The 20,029-nt window shown below is 64.2% G+C and carries 8 protein-coding genes; 4 read left to right on the forward strand and 4 right to left on the reverse strand.

The annotated features are described in order from the left end of the window. Positions 1-183: 183 nt before the first annotated feature. The 4 genes from F3K02_RS10340 to F3K02_RS10355 all read right to left on the reverse strand — a co-directional run bounded on the left by F3K02_RS10340 (position 184) and on the right by F3K02_RS10355 (position 4,180). A complete protein-coding gene (locus F3K02_RS10340; protein WP_177135534.1) occupies positions 184-1,341 on the reverse strand; it encodes a tetratricopeptide repeat protein in 1,158 nt (385 codons plus the stop codon). Between the two features lie 47 nt (positions 1,342-1,388). Continuing rightward, positions 1,389-3,128 (reverse strand): DUF4384 domain-containing protein, encoded by a 1,740-nt coding sequence (locus F3K02_RS10345; protein WP_177135535.1) that lies wholly within the window; start codon positions 3,126-3,128, stop codon positions 1,389-1,391. A 29-nt stretch (positions 3,129-3,157) separates the two neighbouring features. After that, the gene (locus F3K02_RS10350; RefSeq protein WP_246309361.1) at positions 3,158-3,598 is read right to left on the reverse strand and encodes a hypothetical protein; all 441 of its coding nucleotides are present in this window, start codon (positions 3,596-3,598) and stop codon (positions 3,158-3,160) included. 78 nt (positions 3,599-3,676) lie between these two features. Then, on the reverse strand, positions 3,677-4,180 hold the full coding sequence (locus F3K02_RS10355) for a hypothetical protein (protein WP_177135536.1): 504 nt from the start codon (positions 4,178-4,180) through the stop codon (positions 3,677-3,679). 576 nt (positions 4,181-4,756) lie between these two features. Between F3K02_RS10355 and F3K02_RS10360 the strand changes: the two genes are divergently transcribed. The 4 genes from F3K02_RS10360 (at position 4,757) to F3K02_RS10375 (ending at position 19,670) form a co-directional block, all read left to right on the forward strand. Further along, positions 4,757-5,455: a response regulator transcription factor gene (locus F3K02_RS10360; protein WP_177135869.1), complete on the forward strand. Its 699-nt coding sequence runs from the start codon at positions 4,757-4,759 to the stop codon at positions 5,453-5,455. Between the two features lie 275 nt (positions 5,456-5,730). Continuing rightward, positions 5,731-6,465: a response regulator transcription factor gene (locus F3K02_RS10365; protein WP_177135870.1), complete on the forward strand. Its 735-nt coding sequence runs from the start codon at positions 5,731-5,733 to the stop codon at positions 6,463-6,465. A gap of 31 nt (positions 6,466-6,496) precedes the next feature. Next, on the forward strand, positions 6,497-7,969 hold the full coding sequence (locus tag F3K02_RS10370) for a sensor histidine kinase (RefSeq protein WP_177135537.1): 1,473 nt from the start codon (positions 6,497-6,499) through the stop codon (positions 7,967-7,969). A gap of 931 nt (positions 7,970-8,900) precedes the next feature. Beyond that, entirely contained in the window at positions 8,901-19,670 is a 10,770-nt protein-coding gene (locus tag F3K02_RS10375) for a peroxidase family protein (protein ID WP_177135538.1), read from the forward strand. The last annotated feature ends 359 nt before the right edge of the window (positions 19,671-20,029 follow it).

Here is a 20,029-nt window from a genome sequence, read left to right on the forward strand (position 1 = left end):
CTGAATCTTCAGGCGGGGTCCTGCGCAGCCGGGTGTGCGGCGGTCCTGGGCAAGGTGCGCCCGCGCTTGGGCTGTGTCGTCGAACAGCGCAACCCTGAAGAAGCCTCGTTGGCCGAACAGCCCGAGATCGGGGTGGCCCTGCGGGGGGGGCCGTGCACGGTGTTCGCGCCGCGCCGCGCCTTGTCATGGCATGCGGTTGCGCCAGGCTTCGGGCAGGAAGTCGATCAGTGGCGTGGCTTCGCGCTGCAACTGGCGCTGGCCGCCGCCCGCGCGCCGGCTGGGCGTTTCCTGTGACAGGTCCAGTTCGCCGAGCTGTTTGATCCAGGCCACATCCAGGCCCCCGTCGACCAGCGGGCGGGAAAAGATCAGGGCCAGCATGCGCCGGGCTTCGGCGCTGCCCTGTGCTTCGGCGAGGCGGTAGTAGCGGATGGCTTCGGTGTAGTTGACCGGCGTGCCTTCTCCCCGGTGGTGGCGCCGGGCCTGGTTCAGCAGTTCCAGCGGCAGGCGCGATGCATCGGGCTGGGGCCTCCGTGGGATCTGCAACTGGTCGGCCACGATGGCGGCGTTGACGCCCGCCACGGCCGATTTCGGCGCAGCGGCGCGGAAGTACTGCAGCGCTTCGGTGTCGCGCCCGGCCGCCACGCTCTCCATGCCGAGTTCGATCAGGGCATGCACGTCGCCGGCCCGTGCCGCACGCTGCAGCAGGGCTCTCGCCGGGAGCGGTTCGTCGATGGCGTCGGTGTCCACGCCCGGCCGGGCCAGGCGCAGGGGCGCGAGACGGGCGGCCACCAGCCATTCGAGGTACTGGGCGCGGGGCAGGTGGGTGCGGCGCAGCTGCGCCAGCCACTGGCGGGCCGCCGCCGGGTTGGCCGGACCCTGGCAACCGTCGATCTCGCACCAGGCGAGCCCGGCCAGGGCGATGCTGGTGTTCTGCTGGTGTGCCCGTTCGAACCACTTCTTCGCCTCGCCACTGTCCTGCGGCACACCGGCACCGTGCAGGTGGATGAGGCCCAGTTGCCAGGCCGCCTGTCCGGCCGCGCCCGTGCGGCCGGTGGCGATCCGGCGCAAGGCATCGAGTTCGGCCAGCACCGCCGCGTCGGGCGCGTCCGGCAGGCGGATCGGCGCCTGGTGCAGTGGTGTGACCTCGATGGGTTCAGATGGAATGGGTGCGGCCTCGATCGGCGCGACCTCCATGGGTTCCGCTCTGATCGGCGCTGCAGCGGGGACGGGTCCGGTGGCCAGGGCGAGCGGGACCACCGCCGAGAGCAGCAACGAGGCAAGGGCGGACCGAAGCCAGCGTGCCGGTTGTGCGCCGCTGCGGGCGGTGGACGCGGGTCCCATGGGATGCCGTTCGAAGCCGATGGGGTGCCGTTGCGCGGCCTGCCGGCTCAACGCTTTGCCGCTGCGGCTGAAGCTGGCGCTGGTGCGGGGGCCGCCACCGGCACAACACGCTTGGGCGTCACGCGCCACTGCATGCGCTGCTTCGCGACCGGCATGCCGCCTTCGGTGGCCTGGCTGAACGCGGCTTCGACGCTGTCCATGCCGCTCATGCCGGCGATCACCGCCAGACCCGGCGCCTGCATGTTCTCGGGCAGGCGGGGCAGCACGTCTTCGCCCGTGGCGAAACACATCACCGCCTCTTCGCCCGGCTGGCCGGCGTCCAGCACAAAGCCGGGGCTGGGCACCATCCAGTCGGGGATGCGCACGGTCTGGTTGGCCGACACCAGCGACGAGGGGTTGGTCGCGTTGGGCAGCAGCCGGACCATGCCGCCGTTCGAAGCCTGCATGTAGCAGTAGAGGTGAGAAGCGCGCGACACCGTGGCCGAGAGGAAGATCTGCGTGCCCTGCTCGAACACCGTCTTGTCGGCCACCAGGTTCTCGATCTGCAGGTTCAGGTGCAGCGGGTCGGCTTCTGCGCCCAGCGCGGGGCCCGTGGGGGCCGCGGTGACCTGGCCATCGGCCACGCTGGGGATCGCGGGCTCGGTGTTGCCCGTGTTCCAGCCCACGCGCAGCAACTGGCCCTTGTCACCCAGGGTCACGTAGTTTCTGAGGGCCCGTTCGTAGGTCATGAAATCCACCACGCCGGTGACCACCATGCCCTGGTCGGCCTGGTACTTGGCGATGGCGGCACGCACGGTGGGGTGGTTGACCGGCAGTTTCATGGTCTCCGTGGTCAGGTAGCCGCCGCTGCGAAGCGACTTCATCACCAGCGCCTGCTGCACCGCCGTCGCGCCTTCGTCGTGCCAGTCGCGCAGCTGGCGCTGGAAGTCCGGGTGGTTCTGCTCCAGTGTCAGGCATTGCCAGTAGGGCACGCGTGCCCACTTGCCGGCCAGCTCGATCATGGCCAGTTCGACCAGGGTACGCACGGCGGCACCCGAGCCCTGGGTGTAGTCGCGCCCGACGTTGAATTGCCAGCCGTAGTCGCCGATGCGACCCGCGAGGTCCAGTCCCTGCCCCCCAGAACCAACGATCACTTCGTTGGCCGAATCGAGCCCCGGAATGAGCGTGCGGGAGCGGAAGTCACCCAGGTGCAGCTCCATGCCGATGATGGTGGCGCTCTTGTCCCGGCTGTAGCCGGTCTCCAGGCGCGAGGCCGAGGTGCCGACGTCGAAACGGTTGTTGATCACGTTCTGGTCGACGAAGGCCACCGCCCCCGAGACATACAGCGCCGGGCGCTGCAGCCGGATCTGGTTGTTGTTGAGCAGGATGGTGGTGAGGTTCTGCACCGTGTCCTGGCGGGCAATGTCCACCTCGAAGTCGACGTACCTGAACGCATTGCTCAGGCGTGACATCTGCGAGATGGCGGTGATGATCATGTCCTTGGTCGCGACCGGGACGCGCCCGGAAAAATCGGGGATCTGTTTGCTGGTGATCAGGGTGGTGGGGATCTGGGCATCACGGAAAAGCCGGTCCATGCACATGAGCGAGTCCGAGAAGCTCGACAGTGAACGCACTGGCCGGGTGGCCGGACGGTCCAGCGCATGGGCATGGGACTGGTAGCTGGCGTCCTTGCGGGCATCCATGGGTGTGGAGCAGCCGCTCATCAGCAGCGCGGTTGCCAGCAGTGATGCGATCAGGCGTCGCCCTGGTTGACGCAGTGCCCGGGTGCCAATGTGCAGGATGTCCATGATGTCCTCGCCCTCTGGGTGTTTTCGTTTTATCGGCAGACGTTGACCAGGTCGCCGCGCAGAACCACAACCTGATCCTGTGCCTGCGGTCCGTAGCGCGAACCCAGGCTGTCGCCAGCGGGAACGGTGTTGGATCCGACTTCCTGAACGCAGGTTTTTCGCAAGCCTTCTGTCTGGACCGTCGTCACCACATCGTTGTCGGTGTAGATGGATCCATCTTCCGCGGTCGCGGAAAAGGCCTTGGCCACGTAGCGGTTGATGCGTGCACGCATCCAGGCCGGAATGTCGGTCGGGCCGTCCATGCCGGCTGACTGCTGCCGTGGCGCGCCGGGCATGGCCACGTACTTGACGGGGCCGTTCAGTTGAATCGTGTCTTCACCCGGAGCGCTGTGCGCGATCTGGGCGTAGAGCAGGTTGGTCATGGTGATGGCCAGCAGCCATTTCACCGCTCGCATCGGAACGCTTTTCATTGTTGTCCTCCTGAAGTCATGGAATCAGAAGACAGCGCCCCCCGCACAGAGGCAGGGGGCGTTGGAGCAGGGGGACGTTCAGTGGCCGGGGCCGCCGTGGCTTGCGGCCGTCGGCTTGCAAGCCACGCAGCCGTTGTTGCTGGCGATGTTCTGGATCGCCTTGGTACCTGCCGTCGCGACGTTGACGACGCCCGATTGGTCCAGTGCGGTGATTTGCCACGACGTACCAGCAATGTTCACGTTGCCAATGTTGGACGACACGTTCTGGCTGGCGTAGGCTTCCTCACCCAGGGCGAGGTTGGCCACGACCGAGCCACGCGTGGCGGTCAGCTGCACCGACTCCGCGCCGTCTTCGACCGTCACGTTGCCGGAGTTGCTCGACACGTTTTGCTGTGCATAGGCGTCTTTGCCCTCGGCCAGGTTCATGAAGAGCGAAGAGGTGGCCGCAACGACCTGGACCGACGTACCGTCGATGACGATTTCCGGGCATTCCGAGCAAGTGTCCCCGCCGCCGCCACCGCCGCCGCCTGCGAAGGCAGAAGTGGCAAGGGCTGCGAAAGCGATGATGGCAAGCTTTTTCATGATGGTTCCTCAAAAAAGTTGGTTCACATTTCCCCGGTGGTTCGGAGAATTCCTGGCCACCAGCCTGATCGACGCGACCGGTTGGGCATGCGGTCCTGGAGGACTTTGATGACCCGTCTGGCGTTGTCTGGCTCCAGTGTGGGCAGGGGACGAAATTGCAACCAGCGTCACAAATGACTACTGCATTTGTCGGGGTGTGTCCACATGCCAGGGTTGCCCTGATCCCTTGTCAGCGCCCGGAATCTGCGGTTTCTGAACGTTCTGAAGGGGCTGCACGAGGGGGTAAGAAGTAACTAGTTTCTAAATGAAACATAAGAAACATTGCGAAATTAAGATGTAAAAATACATCGGTCTGTATCAAATTCGCTGTTTCAGTGAGGCCAAAAGCACACGAAAACGGGGTCCTTTGGCTCGCTGGCTTCGTAACAAAAAGATTTTGTAGCGTCCAACACGGCTGTTTACCTGGTCAGGCCAGCAGCACCCAAGGGGGCATTCATGGAGAGTTTCAGCAAATTCGATCCGACGTCGGAGGCGGGTCAGCGACCCCCATCCCGCGCCGCAGGCAGCGCCTTTGCGATGCGCGACAACCCGCCCTCGATCTGGCCGGACTTTCTGGTGGGGCAGACGGAACAACCGGCGCGGGTTCTGCTGGTGGACGACGACCCGCTGGTGCGTCATGTGATGGCGCAAGAGTTGTTGGCCGATGACCGGATCACCTTGGTTGCCCAGGCGGGCAGTGTGCGCGAGGCGCGCCGCAAGATCGCCCTGCATGAGTTCGACGTGCTGCTGGTGGACCTCAACCTGGGCGATGGCACGGGGTTCGATCTGATCGAACTTGCCAAACGAAGCCGGCCGGGAGTCGAAGTGGTGGTGATCTCCGCCATCGAAGACGAACCGCAGGTGCTGCATGCCTTTGAGCTGGGCGCCACGGGCTACCTGATCAAGAACTCCTGGTTCGGCAATTTCCCGCAGGCGGTGCTTCAGGTGGTCAATGGGGGCGCTTCGATCACACCGAGTCTGGCGCGGCGCCTGTTGCACCGGCTGGATCAGCGCGATGCCGGGCAAACGGGCCCCGTCAACCGCATGAAGCTCTCCAGCCGTGAGCGCGACGTGTTGAAGATGGTGGCCTCGGGCTACACCAGTGCCGAGATCGGGGGGCGGCTCGGCATCAGCGTGCGGACCGTGAACGCGCATGTGCGCAGCATCTACAGCAAGCTGCAGGTCAAGACCCGCGCGCAGGCCGTCAGCTACGCCACCGATCGTGGGTTGATCTGAGGCGTCATACGCCGCGGACCCTTGGACCAGAAGCGAACCCGGTTGAGGGTGCCAGCGCGGGCGACGGAACGGCGAACAGGCAGCGAAGGGCATGGGGCGGTCCTCAAAAAGGATGAAAGCCAATGGCCCCGCATTGAGCATATGCAACTGCAAGGCGAAAAATTTCGTTCTAATTTGAGTCGGTGAAACCATGCTTGAAACAATCACCGTGAGAGGGATGTATGGAAGCAACGACCACGACCGACGCGCCATCGACGCCATGGGGTGCCAAACAGATGGCTTTGTTGAACCGTTCAGGCAACGCCTTTGCGATGCGCGACAACCCGCCCTCGATCTGGCCGGACTTTCTGGTGGGGCAGGCGGAACAACCGGCGCGGGTTCTGCTGGTGGACGACGACCCGCTGGTGCGTCATGTGATGGCGCAAGAGTTGTTGGCCGATGACCGGATCACCCTGGTCGACCAGGCGGGCAGTGTGCGCGAGGGGCGCCGCAAGATCGCCCAGCATGCGTTCGATGTGCTGCTGGTGGACCTCAACCTGGGCGATGGCACGGGGTTCGACCTGATCGAACTTGCCAAACGAAGCCGACCGGGAGTCGAAGTGGTGGTGATCTCCGCCATCGAAGACGAACCGCAGGTGCTGCATGCCTTTGAGCTGGGCGCCACGGGCTACCTGCTCAAGAACGCCTGGTTCGGCAACTTCCCGCAGGCGGTGCTCCAGGTGGTCAATGGGGGCGCTTCGATCACACCGAGTCTGGCGCGGCGCCTGTTGCACCGGCTGGATCAGCGCGATGCCGGGCAAACGGGCCCCGTCAACCGAACGAAGCTGTCCAGCCGCGAGCGCGACGTGTTGAAGATGGTGGCCTCGGGCTACACCAGTGCCGAGATCGGGGGGCGGCTCGGCATCAGCCTGCGGACCGTGAACGCGCATGTGCGCAACATCTACAGCAAGCTGCAGGTCAAGAACCGCGCGCAGGCCGTCAGCTACGCCACCGATCGTGGATTGATATGAGGCGCATTGCACACACCGGCTGCGATGGCCCATGCTGAGCAGCGTCACGAGCCCGGGGACCCGCATCTGGGCGGCTTCGGTGCTCGCGTTGACGCTGTCGGCCCTCGTGGAGATCGTGGCACCCCGCTTTCTTGAGGAAGGGCTGGCGCCGGCCCGGCTCTTGCAACACGCCACCTGGGCGTTGAGTGTGCTGGCGGGGCTGATCGCAGTGGTCGCCACCGTGAAACTGCCATACCGCGCAGAACCTGGCGAACGCCGACCGCAAGACTTGGCCATGGTGGTCAATGCGCTGATCTGGCTCGTGCTCGCGTTGATCGCGGCCTGGTCGGGTGTGGCCAGCCATACCGATGTCTCGGGCCTGGCGATCCACATCGCTTACCAGCTGGCCGTGGCCGCGGTCGCCTATCTGCTGCTGGTCAGCATCTCGGCACCGTCGGCGCGGGCGCGAGCGCTCTGGCTGGCTTACGCCGTCACGGGTCTGGCGCTGCTGGCGTGGAGCTTTGGCGGCCCCGCGGGGAACGACCTCAGCTACCTGGCGTGGAAGGTGTTCAATGTGGTGTTCTTTGCCGGCATGTTTTTCGCATTGCGCCAGCACCTGCTTCGCAGCGGTGGACTGCATGCCTGGCTGGTGTTCGGGGCCAGCCTGCTGGCCCTGGGCATCGGGCTGAACGACATGGTCTCTGCCCAGGCGTGGGACCTGGCCGTCACCTGGACGCATTACGTCTTTGCGGGCTACCTGCTGATGATGTGGATGCTGATCACGGGGCGTGTGGGTGTCAGGGGAGGCGCTCCGCGGTGGGACGGGGCCTTGACCACGGACCGCCTGCAGGACCCCGGCGAAGGCAGCCAGGAGCCCCTTCCGGGCCCGGGATCTGACGCGGGACCTGCCGATGTGGTGGCCCAGGAGCGCAGCCGCATTGCCCGGGAACTGCACGATGGCGTGGGCTCCCAGATCGTGAGCCTGCTCTCGGCCCTGGACCGCAGCGTGCCCCAGCAGCGGGAGATGGCGTCGGCCCTGGAGCAATGTCTCGTGGACATCAAGCTTCTGGTGGACGCGATCGAGGACAGGGGCGAAAGTGTCATTGATTCGCTGGCCCGCCTGCGCTACCGCGTGCAGCATGCGCTGGACCAGCTGGGCATCCGCATGGTGTGGGCGGTGGATGTGGACGGGCCTTTGGAGCAGGTGTGCCACGAGCGCAGCCGGCAGGTCCTGCGCATCACGCAGGAGTGCCTGGCCAACGTCATGCGGCATTCGCAAGCGACCACGGTGTGGGTGAGCTGTCGCTACCTGCCCGACTCGCACGCCTTGTTTCTCTCGATCCGGGACGATGGACGGGGACTGGAACAAGGTGAGGGTGCTGGCGTGGGCAACGGTCTGGCGGGCATGCAGCGCCGGGCGTCGGCCATGGGCGCACGGCTGGACATCGTGAGTGAACCCGGTCAGGGCACCTGCGTCGAGCTCACGCTGCCCTTGATGCCCATGGCGACGCGTTCAGTCGCCTGATTCGCCATCTCCCACCAGGAGCGGGTCTTTGCGGGCGTTGTTTTTGGCCGCGCGGGCTCTGTTGCATTCGATTCAGGTTCTCCACCTGAAACAATCGAAATACAAAAAACCACGCTATTCATAGGCCTTTCTGGCCTTGTTGGTATTTGCCATCCTGCATGGATATACCAGGCCATCCGCATGGTTTAAAGCCATATTGTCGGGATGGTTTTTTTATCGCGAGTTGGGTATTCATTGGTGGTCCGAGATCGATCAAATGACCTCCAATGAACGCGCACTATTACACTTTGAAACATTTGATGCAAAATCACACTACCCAGTTTTTCCGGTTGCTCTGAGGGTCCACAAATGCAGATGAACTGTTACACAAGTTGCTCAGAGGCTTGAATTACAAGGAAAACACGCTCATCAATCCGGAAGACAGTGGGTGGCGCAACGGTGTCAAGGTGGGAGGCATATTGGGTATTGAAGCCTTAAGAGACCCATCTCACACTCTCCCCATCGCGGCACATATTGAAACAAGTGTGTGGATGCCGCGACCCTAGGCGGGAAGCCCGGCAGAACGGCAATAACCGCATCAACCCACAGAGCGTCTGTGGGGGATGCGAATGCCGGTTGACGATAGACCCATTGGACGCTGGCGGAAGCAGCTGGCGAATTCCCCGAGTCCAGCGGATTCGGTTTCCAGGGGGTCTTGATTGCCTACGACGGTCAAACGTTTCTGGCTGATAACAACGGCTTAAAAGCCCGTCGAAGAAGATACCCGATAGCCGAATGCATCCATCATGGCGTTCGGATTGGTGGGGAATTTGCATTTTATTTCGTAATAAAAACGATCCCGGGTCGAATGGACCGCAGGGTCGATAGCTTTCTGTTGTTTATTGTTTTTGATTGTTCATATTAGCGTGGCTGGCGCGCAAAGGAGCTGAAAATGGCCTCGTACATCAAATCGGATCTGGAATTCATCCTGGAACAGATCCTGATCGCAGAGCGGCATGCGGCTGGGGAACCTTTGGTGACACTTGTTCCGAACACGGAAGTGTCTTTCGGACTGCGAACCGTTGATGGCTCCTTCAACCAGCTGATCCCGGACCAGACCGAGTTCGGTGCCGCCGACAACACCTTTCCCCGGCTGCTGGAACCGGACTTCATGGATGCCGAGGCGGGCACCTCTTACACCCAGACCAGTGGCCTGGTGGTCGATTCCGACCCCCGCACCATCAGCAACCTGATCTCCGACCAGACCGCCAGCAACCCCGCGGCGTACGCCGCGGCCTTCGATGCGGGGGTGGACGGCATCCTGGGCGACGACCCGAACACGCTGGACGTTGATGAAAGCCTGGACGATGTGCTGAAGGACGGTGCGGAACTGGTGAACGGCCTGCGGGCCGACGGCACACCCTTCCAGACCTTCTTTTTGCCGAACACCTCGCCCGACGAAGGCCTGTCGGCGCCCTTCAATGCGTGGATGACCTTCTTCGGCCAGTTTTTTGACCACGGTCTCTCCCTGGTGACCAAGGGCGGCAGCGGCACGGTGTTCATCCCGCTGCAACCCGATGACCCGCTGTATGTCGAGGGTGGCAGCACCAACTTCATGGTGGTGACCCGCGCCACCAATCTGCCCGGTCCGGATGGCACCCTGGGCACGGCCGACGACATCCACGAACACACCAACACCACCTCGCCGTTCGTCGACCAGAACCAGACCTACAGTTCTCACCCGTCCCACCAGGTGTTCTTGCGCGCCTACGAATTCGACGCCAACGGCGAACCGCAGGCCACCGGCGGCCTGATCGTCAACCGGGACCTGGGGGCCGACGGCATCTACGGCACCACGGACGACGTGGTGCTTGGTGGCATGGCGACCTGGGCGGTGGTGAAGGCGCAGGCGCGCGACATCCTGGGCATCAATCTCACCGATGCCGACGTCTTCAGCGTGCCGCTGCTGGCCACCGATCAATACGGCATGTTCATCCGCGGGCCCAATGGCTTCCCGCAGGTGGTCATGCAGGACGACACCCTGGTCGAAGGCAACCCAGCCGCACAGGTCAGCCTGGCCAACGCGGTGAGCACCGGTCACGGTTTCCTGGACGACATCGCCCATGCTGCCAGCCCCCGCGATGCCCAGACAGGCCTGCCGCTGTCGGCCGACTCCGACAGCGCGGTGGGCCTGAGCGAACCCGGCACTTACGACAACGAGCTGCTGGACGCGCACTACATCGCTGGCGACGGCCGGGTCAACGAAAACATCGGCCTGACCGCCGTGCACCACGTGTTTCACTCCGAGCACAACCGGCTCGTGGAGCACACCAAGCAGCTGCTGCTGGACTCGGGCGATGTGGCCTTTCTGAACAACTGGTTGCTCACGCCCGTGGCCGCTATCCCGGCCGACCCGTCCACGCTGGTGTGGAACGGCGAGCGCCTGTTCCAGGCCGCCAAGTTCGGCACCGAGATGCAGTACCAGCACCTGGTGTTCGAGGAGTTCGCGCGCACCATCCAGCCCAACGTCGATGCGTTCCTGGACTTCGACGACACGGTCGATCCGTCCATCGTGGCCGAGTTCGCGCACACGGTGTACCGCTTCGGTCACTCCATGCTGACGGAGACCATCGACCGCCTCGACCCGAACTATGGCTCGAGCGAAATCGGTCTGATCCAGGCCTTCCTGAACCCGCTGGAGTTCGCGGCCAGCGGCGCCACGCCCGACGAGGCCGCCGGTGCCATCGTGCGCGGTGTGACGCGCCAGGTGGGCAATGAGATCGACGAGTTCGTGACCGAGGCGCTGCGCAACAACCTGCTCGGTCTGCCGCTGGACCTGCCCGCGATCAACCTCGCGCGTGGCCGCGACACCGGCATCCCTTCGCTGAACGCTGCGCGGCGCACGTTCTATGAAGGCACGGGCGACAACCAGCTGCGTCCCTACGAGAGCTGGGCCGACTTCGTGCAATTCATGAAACACCCCGAGTCGCTGATCAACTTCATTGCCGCCTACGGCACGCATGGCAGCATCACCACGGCCACCACGATGGAAGACAAACGCACCGCGGCCGCGCTGCTGGTGCTGGGCGGTGCTGGCGAGCCGGCCGACCGCATGGACTTCCTGCACAGCACCGGTGCCTGGGCCAGTGGTGTTGACGGCGTGACCACCACCGGTCTGGACGATGTGGATTTCTGGATCGGTGGTCTGGCCGAAGCCAAGATGCCCTTTGGTGGCATGCTGGGCTCCACCTTCAACTTTGTGTTTGAAACCCAGCTCGAGGCCCTGCAGAACGGCGACCGCCTGTATTACCTGCACCGCCTGGCGGGGTCCAATCTCCTGTCCGAGCTGGAGAACAACTCGTTCGCCAAGCTGATCATGCAGAACACCGACACGGTGCACCTGCCGGCCCTGGTGTTCCAGACGCCCGGTCTGATTCTGGAAGTGAACCAGAGTGTCCAGTTCAACGGCGACCTCGGCGCTGCCGACCCTGTGGGCGACGGGCTGGTGCCCCTGGTCATCCGCAACAACCCGGCAACGCCCGGCACGGACGCCAACTACCTGCAGTACACCGGTGACGAACACGTGGTGCTGGGGGGCACCAGCGGCAATGACATCCTCATCGCCAGCATCGGCGACGACACCATCTGGGGTGACGAGGGCAACGACCGCATCGAGGGTGGCCACGGCAACGACCTGATCGAAGCCGGTGCGGGCCACGACATCATCACCGACATGGGCGGCGACGACGTCATCAAGGGGGACGAAGGCAACGACGTCATCAGTGGCGGCGCGGGCGTCAACCTCATCCTGGCCGGTCCGGGCAAGGACTTCATCATCACCGGCGAAGACGAAACAGAGACCTTTGCCGGCACCGGCGACGACTTCATCCTGGGCTCAAAGCTGGACGCTTTCCCCTTCGGCAACGAAGGCAACGACTGGATCGAACTCGGCCTGCAGGACGGTGCCGCGGGCGACAACTTCGACCCCTTCAACCAGGACAAGGTGATTGGTCACGACGTCTTCATCGGTGACGGCGGCTTTGACGAAGCCCTGGGCGAGGGCGGTGACGACATCATCGTGGGCAGCGAAGGGCCGGACAAATACGACGGCATGTCCGGCTTCGACTGGGTCACTTTCAAGAATGACATCGCCGGTGTCAACGCCGACATGTTCAAGAGCGCGTTCAATGCCGCACCCATACCGGCATCGTCCGCCGCCGTGGGCGCCCGGTTCGCGCAAGTCGAAGGTCTGTCCGGATCGACCCATGCCGACATCCTGCGGGGCGACAACGCCGATGCGGCCCAGATCGCGCTGGCCGGCTTCAACGGCAGCGTGCTGACCAACCTCGACCTCATCACCAACTTGCGAGCCTTCCTGGGATCGGCCGCCGCGGGCGCCGACGGGATCACCGGCAACGCGGACGACCAGTTCGATGCCGGCAACATAATCCTCGGCGGTTCGGGCAGCGACATCCTCGAAGGCCGCGGCGGCAACGACATCATCGATGGTGACCGCTGGCTCAACGTGCGCATCAGCGTGCGCCAGAACATCGACGGCTCAGGACCCGAGATCGCCACCTACGACAGCATGGTGCCCCTGATCCCGTTCATGTTGGCCGGCACCATCAACCCCGGCCAACTGGTGATCCAGCGCGAGATCCTCACGGGCGACACAAGCTACGACACGGCGGTGTTCTCCGGCAACATCGCCGACTACACCGTGGAGACGGTGGGCGGGGTGACCACGGTCACCCACAACGTGGACCCCAACGTCGGTGGCGGGCTCCTGTCGGATGGCGTCGACCGGCTGACCAACATCGAACGCCTGCAGTTCAACAACGGCACGGTGCTGCTCTCGGGCACCAACACCGAGCCCACGGGCCTGCTCGCGGTGTCGGATACCACGCCGGTCGTGGGGCAGACGCTCACCGTCAACCTGGGCAGCGTGGTCGATGGCGATGGCCTCACGAACCCCGTGAGCTATATCTGGCAGGCGGAAACGGTGGCGGGCAGTGGCCTGTTCCGCGACATCGCCGGCCCCAACGGCGGCGCACCGACCGCGCTGGGTGCGAGCTTCACCGTGACCGCGGATCTGGAAGGCCTGGCCTTGCGCGTGAAAGCGCATTACCAGGATGGCAATGGTGTGCTGGAAACCGTGTTCTCGGACGCCACGTCCACCGTCGATGACGGTACGCCGCCACCAGCTCCCGCGCCGTTGTTGAATGGGCCGCAGGACGGCATCGTCAGTCCCGGCATCCATTACATCGGCTCCGACCTGCAATTCATCCTGGCGCAGATCAAGATTGCGGAGCGGCACGCGGCGGGTGAAGACCTGCTCGACCTGGTAGACAACCCGCGCATGGCGCAAGGCCTGCGAACGGTGGACGGCTCGTTCAACAACCTGGTGCAGGGCCAGACCGAGTTCGGCGCTTCCGACAACACCTTCCCGCGATTGCTGGAGCCCGACTTTCGCAACGAGGGCGATGACGCACCCTTCGATGCCAATGGTCCCGCCCCCGGCGGGCTGATCAGCAACAACAACTATGGCTTGTCTGCCAGCGTGGTCGATTCCGACCCCCGCACCATCAGCAACCTGATCGTCGACCAGACCGCAAACAACCCGGCGGCCGTGGCTGCTGCGGCCGGGGTGGACGGTGCGGGACTGGTGAGCGGCACACGCGCCGACGGCACACCGTTCGATACCTTCTTCATCCCGAACACGGCGCCGGACGAAGGACTCTCCGCTCCGTTCAACGCCTGGATGACCTTCTTCGGCCAGTTCTTCGACCACGGCCTGGATCTGGTGACCAAGGGCGGCAACGGCACGGTGTTCATTCCGCTGCAACCCGATGACCCGCTGTATGTCGAGGGAGGCAGCACCAACTTCATGGTGGTGACGCGCGCCACCAACCAGCCCGGAGCCGATGGTGTTCTGGGCACGGCCGACGACATCCATGAACACACCAACACCACCTCGCCTTTCGTCGACCAGAACCAGACCTACAGTTCTCACCCGTCCCACCAGGTGTTCTTGCGCGCCTACGAATTCGACGCCAATGGCCGGCCGCAGGCCACCGGCGGCCTGATCGTCAACCGGGACCTGGGGGGCGACGGCCTCTATGGGACCGGGGACGACGTGATCCTCGGCGGCATGGCGACCTGGGCGGTGGTGAAGGCGCAGGCGCGCGACATCCTGGGCATCAACCTCACCGATGCCGACGTCTTCAGCGTGCCGCTGCTGGCCACCGATCAATACGGCATGTTCATCCGCGGCCCCAACGGCTTCCCGCAGGTGGTGATGCCGGGCAATGTGCTGGTGGAAGGTGATCCCAGCGCAAATGGCGGGCTGGGCATCAGCCTGGTCGGCGCGGTGCGCACGGGCCACGCCTTTCTGGACGATATTGCCCACACCGCCAGCCCGGTGAACGGCCAGACCGGTGCTCCGCTGGCGGCCGACGCCGACACCACGGCGGGCAACCCCGTGGGGGCTGGCGAATACGACAACGAGTTGCTGGACGCGCACTACATCGCTGGCGACGGCCGGGTCAATGAAAACATCGGCCTGACCGCGGTGCACCACGTCTTCCACCACGAACACAACCGCCTGGTCGAACACACCAAGGATGTGGTGCTCGACACGGCACGCGGCGGCGATGTGAGCTTCCTCAATGAGTGGCTGCTGAACCCGGTGACGGAGGTGCCAACCGACCTGACCACCCTGGTGTGGAACGGCGAACGCCTGTTCCAGGCCGCGAAGTTCGGCACCGAGATGCAGTACCAGCACCTGGTGTTCGAGGAGTTTGCGCGCACCATCCAGCCGGGCATCGATCCGTTCATCCCCAACCTGCAGAACTACCAGACCGAGATCGACCCGTCGATCGTGGCCGAGTTCGCGCACACGGTGTACCGCTTCGGCCACTCGATGCTCACCGAAACCATCGACCGGCTGGATGCCAACTACGTGAACAGCGAGATCGGCCTGATCGACGCCTTCCTCAACCCGCTGGCTTTTGCCGCCAGCGGACCGACACCGGAGGAGGCGGCCGGCGCCATCATCCGCGGGCTGACGCGCCAGGTGGGCAACGAGATCGACGAGTTCGTGACCGAAGCCTTGCGCAACAACCTGCTCGGCTTGCCGCTGGACCTGCCCGCGATCAACCTCGCGCGTGGCCGTGACACCGGCATTCCATCACTGAACGCCGCCAGGACCCAGTTCTACGAAGCCACGGGCAACAGCGTGCTCAAGCCCTACGAGAGCTGGTTCGAGTTTGTGCAGCACATCAAGCACCCCGAGTCGCTGGTGAACTTCATCGCGGCCTACGGCACGCACGGCTCGATCACATCGGCAACCACGATGGAAGGCAAGCGCGCTGCCGCCAGCCTGATCGTGCTGGGGGGTACTGGGGCGCCGGCCGATCGCCTGGACTTCCTCATGAGCCAGGGCGCCTGGGGCACGCTGGAAACCGGCCTCAACCTGGTCGACTTCTGGATCGGCGGTCTCGCCGAAGCCAAGACGCCGTTTGGTGGCATGCTGGGCTCCACCTTCAACTTCGTGTTTGAAGAGCAGATGGAGAAGCTGCAGAACGCCGACCGCTTCTACTACCTGGAGCGCTCGGCCGGTCTGAACTTCGTGACCGAGCTGGAGAACAACTCCTTCGCCAAGATGGTGATGGCGGCGACCGACATCGCCCACCTGCCGGCCCTGATCTTCCAGACCAACCTGATGCTGGAGGTGGACCAGTCGCGGCAGTTCAACCAGAGCGTGATGGCCGGCCCGGACGGTGTGCTCGGGGACGACCCGCTGACCGTCGTGGACGAGAGCCTCGACGACGACCCCACCGGCAGCAGCGACCCGGTGGGCGACAACCCCCTGGTGCCGCTGGTGATCCGCGACGACCCCAGCACGCTGGGCCTTGACACCAATTACCTGCAGTACACCGGCGGTGACCACGTGGTGCTGGGTGGCACCGACGGCGACGACACCCTGATCGGGGGCATCGGCGACGACTCGTTCTGGGGTGATGCCGGCAACGACCGCATCGAAGGCGGCGACGGCAACGACGCGATCCGCGGCGGCGCCGGCGACGACATCATCACCGACCTCGGTGGCGACGACAACATCCAGGGCGACGACGGCAACGACGTCATCCACGCCGGCAACGGCCTGTTCAACCTGATCCTCGGCGGCTTCGGCAACGACTTCATCGTCAACGGCGAAGACGGCGGCGAAGCCTTCGGTGGCCCGGGCAACGACTTCATGCTGGGAAGCGATGGCGTCGAGCAGAACATGGGCAACGAGGGCGACGACTGGCTCGAAGGCGGCCTGCTCGACGGCAGCCCCGGCGACAACTTCGACCCGCTCGGACTGGACATGATTGTCGGCAACGACGTCTATCTGGGCAGCGGCCTGGCCGACATCATGAATGGCGAAGGTGGCGACGACATCATGGTCGGCAGCAGCGGCCCCGGCGACAAGTACCTGGGCGCCTCCGGCTTCGACTGGGCGACCTTCAAGGACGAGGACTTCGGGGTCAGCATGGACCTGAGCGTGCGGGCCTTCGACGTCGGACCGATCCCGGTGGCCGCCGGCGTCATTGCGCGGTTTGCCGAGGTGGAGGGGCTCTCGGGATCGGCCCAGAGTGACTACCTGCGCGGTGACGATGCCGATGCACTCTCGATTCCAAACGCCGGCGCCCAGGGCAGCGTGCTGACCAACTTCGACCTCGTCAGCGGCCTGCGCGACTTTGTCGGAGACGCCGGCAACGGTGCGGACGGCACCGCCGGGAATGCCGATGACAGTTTTGGCGCCGGCAACATCATCCTCGGCGGCGACGGCAGCGATGTGATCGAAGGGCGGGGCGGCGACGACCTGATAGACGGTGACATGTGGCTCAACGTGCGCATCAGCGTGCGCGCCAACAACGACGGCACCGGAGCCGAGATCGCCAGCTTCGACAGCATGCGGCCCATGGTGCCGCTCATGTTGGCCGGCACCTACAACCCGGGTCAGCTGGTGATCGTGCGCGAGATCCTGGAGGGCAGCGGCGGATTCAACTTCGACACCGCGGTGTTCACCGGCAACAGCGGGGACTACGACATCAGCACGGTGGGCGGCGTCACCACGGTCGCGCACGTCCTGGACGGTGTGGCCGGCGCGGGCATCGATGGCACCGACCGGTTGACCGGTATCGAACGGCTGCGCTTTGCCGACGAGACCATCGTGCTGGCGGATGGGCTCAACGCGGAGCCAGAAGGCTTGTTGTTCATCCTGGATGACGTGACCGGTGACTTTGAATTCGAACCTGCTACGGGCCAGGTGCTGAGGGTCTCGGCCGAAGACGTGACGGATGCGGACAACCCGGGCGGGGTCATTCCCGGACCGCTCACCTACTACTGGCAGGCGGACTTTGGAACCGGGTTCTTCCAGGACATCATGACCCAGACCGGTGTGGGCGCCCAGCTGGCGACCGGCACCACCTTCACGGTGACGCCGGACCTTGCCGGGTTGTCCCTGCGTGTCCGGGGGGTGTACGAAGATGCGCAGGGCGTGCTGGAGGAAGTGCGCTCGTTCCCGACCTTTGCCGTGAACGCCTTGCCCACAGGGGCCGTGCTCATCGACGACACCACGCCGTTGCTGGGCGAGACCTTGACAGCCAGCAACACCCTGGCTGACGCGAATGGCCTGGGCGTGGTGAGCTACCAGTGGCAGGTGTCCACCGACGGTGGTGCAACCTGGGAGGACATTCTTGACGCCATCGAACCCAGCTTCGTCGTGACCCCGGCTCAGATCGGTGCCATCCTGCGCGTGGCGGCTTCGTATGAGGACGGACTGGGGACGCTTGAGACGGTGTTCTCCGCTGCGACCGAGGTGGTGAGCTTCATCAACACCGTGCCCACAGGCGTCGTGCTCATCGACGACACCACGCCTGTGCTCACCCAGGTCCTGACGGCCAGCGACACACTGGCCGATGCCGATGGGCTGGGTACGGTGGCTTACCAGTGGCAGGTGTCCAACGACAACGGCGCCACCTGGGACGACATTGTCGGTGCGACCGGGTCGACCTACGCCGTGACCGAGGTCGGTGCGCGCCTGCGCGTGGCGGCCTCGTATACAGATGGCCTGGGAACCCTTGAGACGGTGTTTTCCGCCGCGACAGGCATCGTGGCGGCTTTCAACAGCATCACTGGAACCGGTGCGGCCAATACGCTGATCGGAACGGAGCTCCCGGACTTCATTCAGGCGTTCGGTGGCAACGACACGTTGATCGGCGGTGCTGGCAACGACACGCTCCAGGGCGGGGTGGGGGTGGACTCGATGGTGGGCGGCACCGGGGACGATCTCTACCTCGTCAATGTGACAGCTGATGTGGTGGTGGAGCTGGCCGATGAAGGCATCGACACGGTGGATTCGGCGGCTACCTACACGCTCAGCGCCAACGTGGAGAATCTGATCTTGCGCAGTGGCTTTGGCAACATCAACGGCACCGGCAACGCCTCCGACAACCTGCTGACGGGCAACGAAGGGGCCAACCTGCTCTCCGGCCTGGACGGCAACGACACGCTCATCGGCAACGCTGGCAACGACACCCTCAATGGCGGCACGGGTGCCGACAGCATGGTGGGTGGCATGGGCAACGACTTGTACTTCGTGGACGATGCGGGTGATCAGGTGACCGAGTTGGCCGGAGGCGGTGCAGACGAAGTGCGCACCACGCTGGCCGCGTACACGCTGGCCGATCAGGTCGAGATCCTGCGTTTCACTGGCGTGGGGAGCTTTGCCGGTACGGGCAATGCGCTGAACAACGCCATCTTTGGTGGAACCGGCAACGACACATTGGCCGGCGGCGCTGGCAATGACACCATGACAGGCGGTGCCGGCAACGACACCTACCACGTGGACAGCACCGGTGATGTGATCACGGAAGCGGCGGGTGGTGGCACCGATACCGTGATCTCCAGCGGCACGGCCTACACGCTGGGAGCCACCCTGGAGAACCTGGTGTCCACCAACGCCGTGGGTGCCACGCTCACGGGCAATACCTCGGCGAACCAGATCCTGGGAGGCGACGGCAACGACAACATCGCCGCAGGCCAGGGCAATGACACGGTGGAGGGTGGTGCGGGTAACGACACACTCGGCGGTGGGATCGGGGTGGACCTGTTGACAGGAGGCACCGGGGACGACCTCTATCTCGTCAACGTGACCGCTGATGTCGTGGTGGAGCTGGCGGGTGGGGGCATCGACACGGTGGATTCGGCGGCCAGCTACACGCTCAGCGCCAACGTGGAGAACCTGATCTTGCGGAACGGCACGAACAGCAACGGAACAGGCAACGCCTCCGACAACGTGCTGACGGGCAATGCGCAGGCCAACCAGCTCCTGGGGCTGGATGGCAACGACACGCTCGTCGGCAATGGCGGTAACGACACCCTCAACGGAGGAGCAGGTGACGACAGCATGGCGGGAGGGGCCGGGAACGACATCTTCGTGTTCGGCAGCGGCTTTGGGCAGGACGTCATCACCGGGTTCGATGCCAACCCGGCGAGTGGCCAGGACCTCCTGAACATCTCGGCGCTGGGTATCACCGCGGGCAACTTCGGGGTCAACGTGGTGATCTCGGCGGTCGGGGTTGACACCTTGATCGACATCGGGGCTGACAGCATCACGCTGGTGGGTGTCAACGCCGCCACGGTGACCCAGCAGGACTTCATCCTCGCCTGACAACAACCGGGATTCCCCGACGGTCAGGTCTTCCTGACCTTTCAAAGCCCCCTCATTGAGGGGGCTTTTTTTGTTCCAGCGTTGTGCCGTGGTGATCGGTGGGCTTTGGCAAAGACCGGCTGCCAGTAACCCCGTCAGGTATGTGTTGTGAAAAAAATCACGACTGGAAACCCATGTGTATCAAAGGGGTGGGATCGGCCCGTCTGCTGGACCTTTTGGAGATCGAAAAAGTTACAAAAAAATACATATGAAACATTCTGATTTCACCAGTTTTGATATCGGTCAATCTGTATATCGCTCCTCGATGATTTTCGAAGAGTGCGACGCAAGATCTTGAAAACAAAGAGATTTTGTAAGAC

It is taken from the genome of Hydrogenophaga aromaticivorans, assembly GCF_013387465.1.
GTDB classification, from domain to species: Bacteria; Pseudomonadota; Gammaproteobacteria; order Burkholderiales; family Burkholderiaceae_C; genus Hydrogenophaga; species Hydrogenophaga aromaticivorans.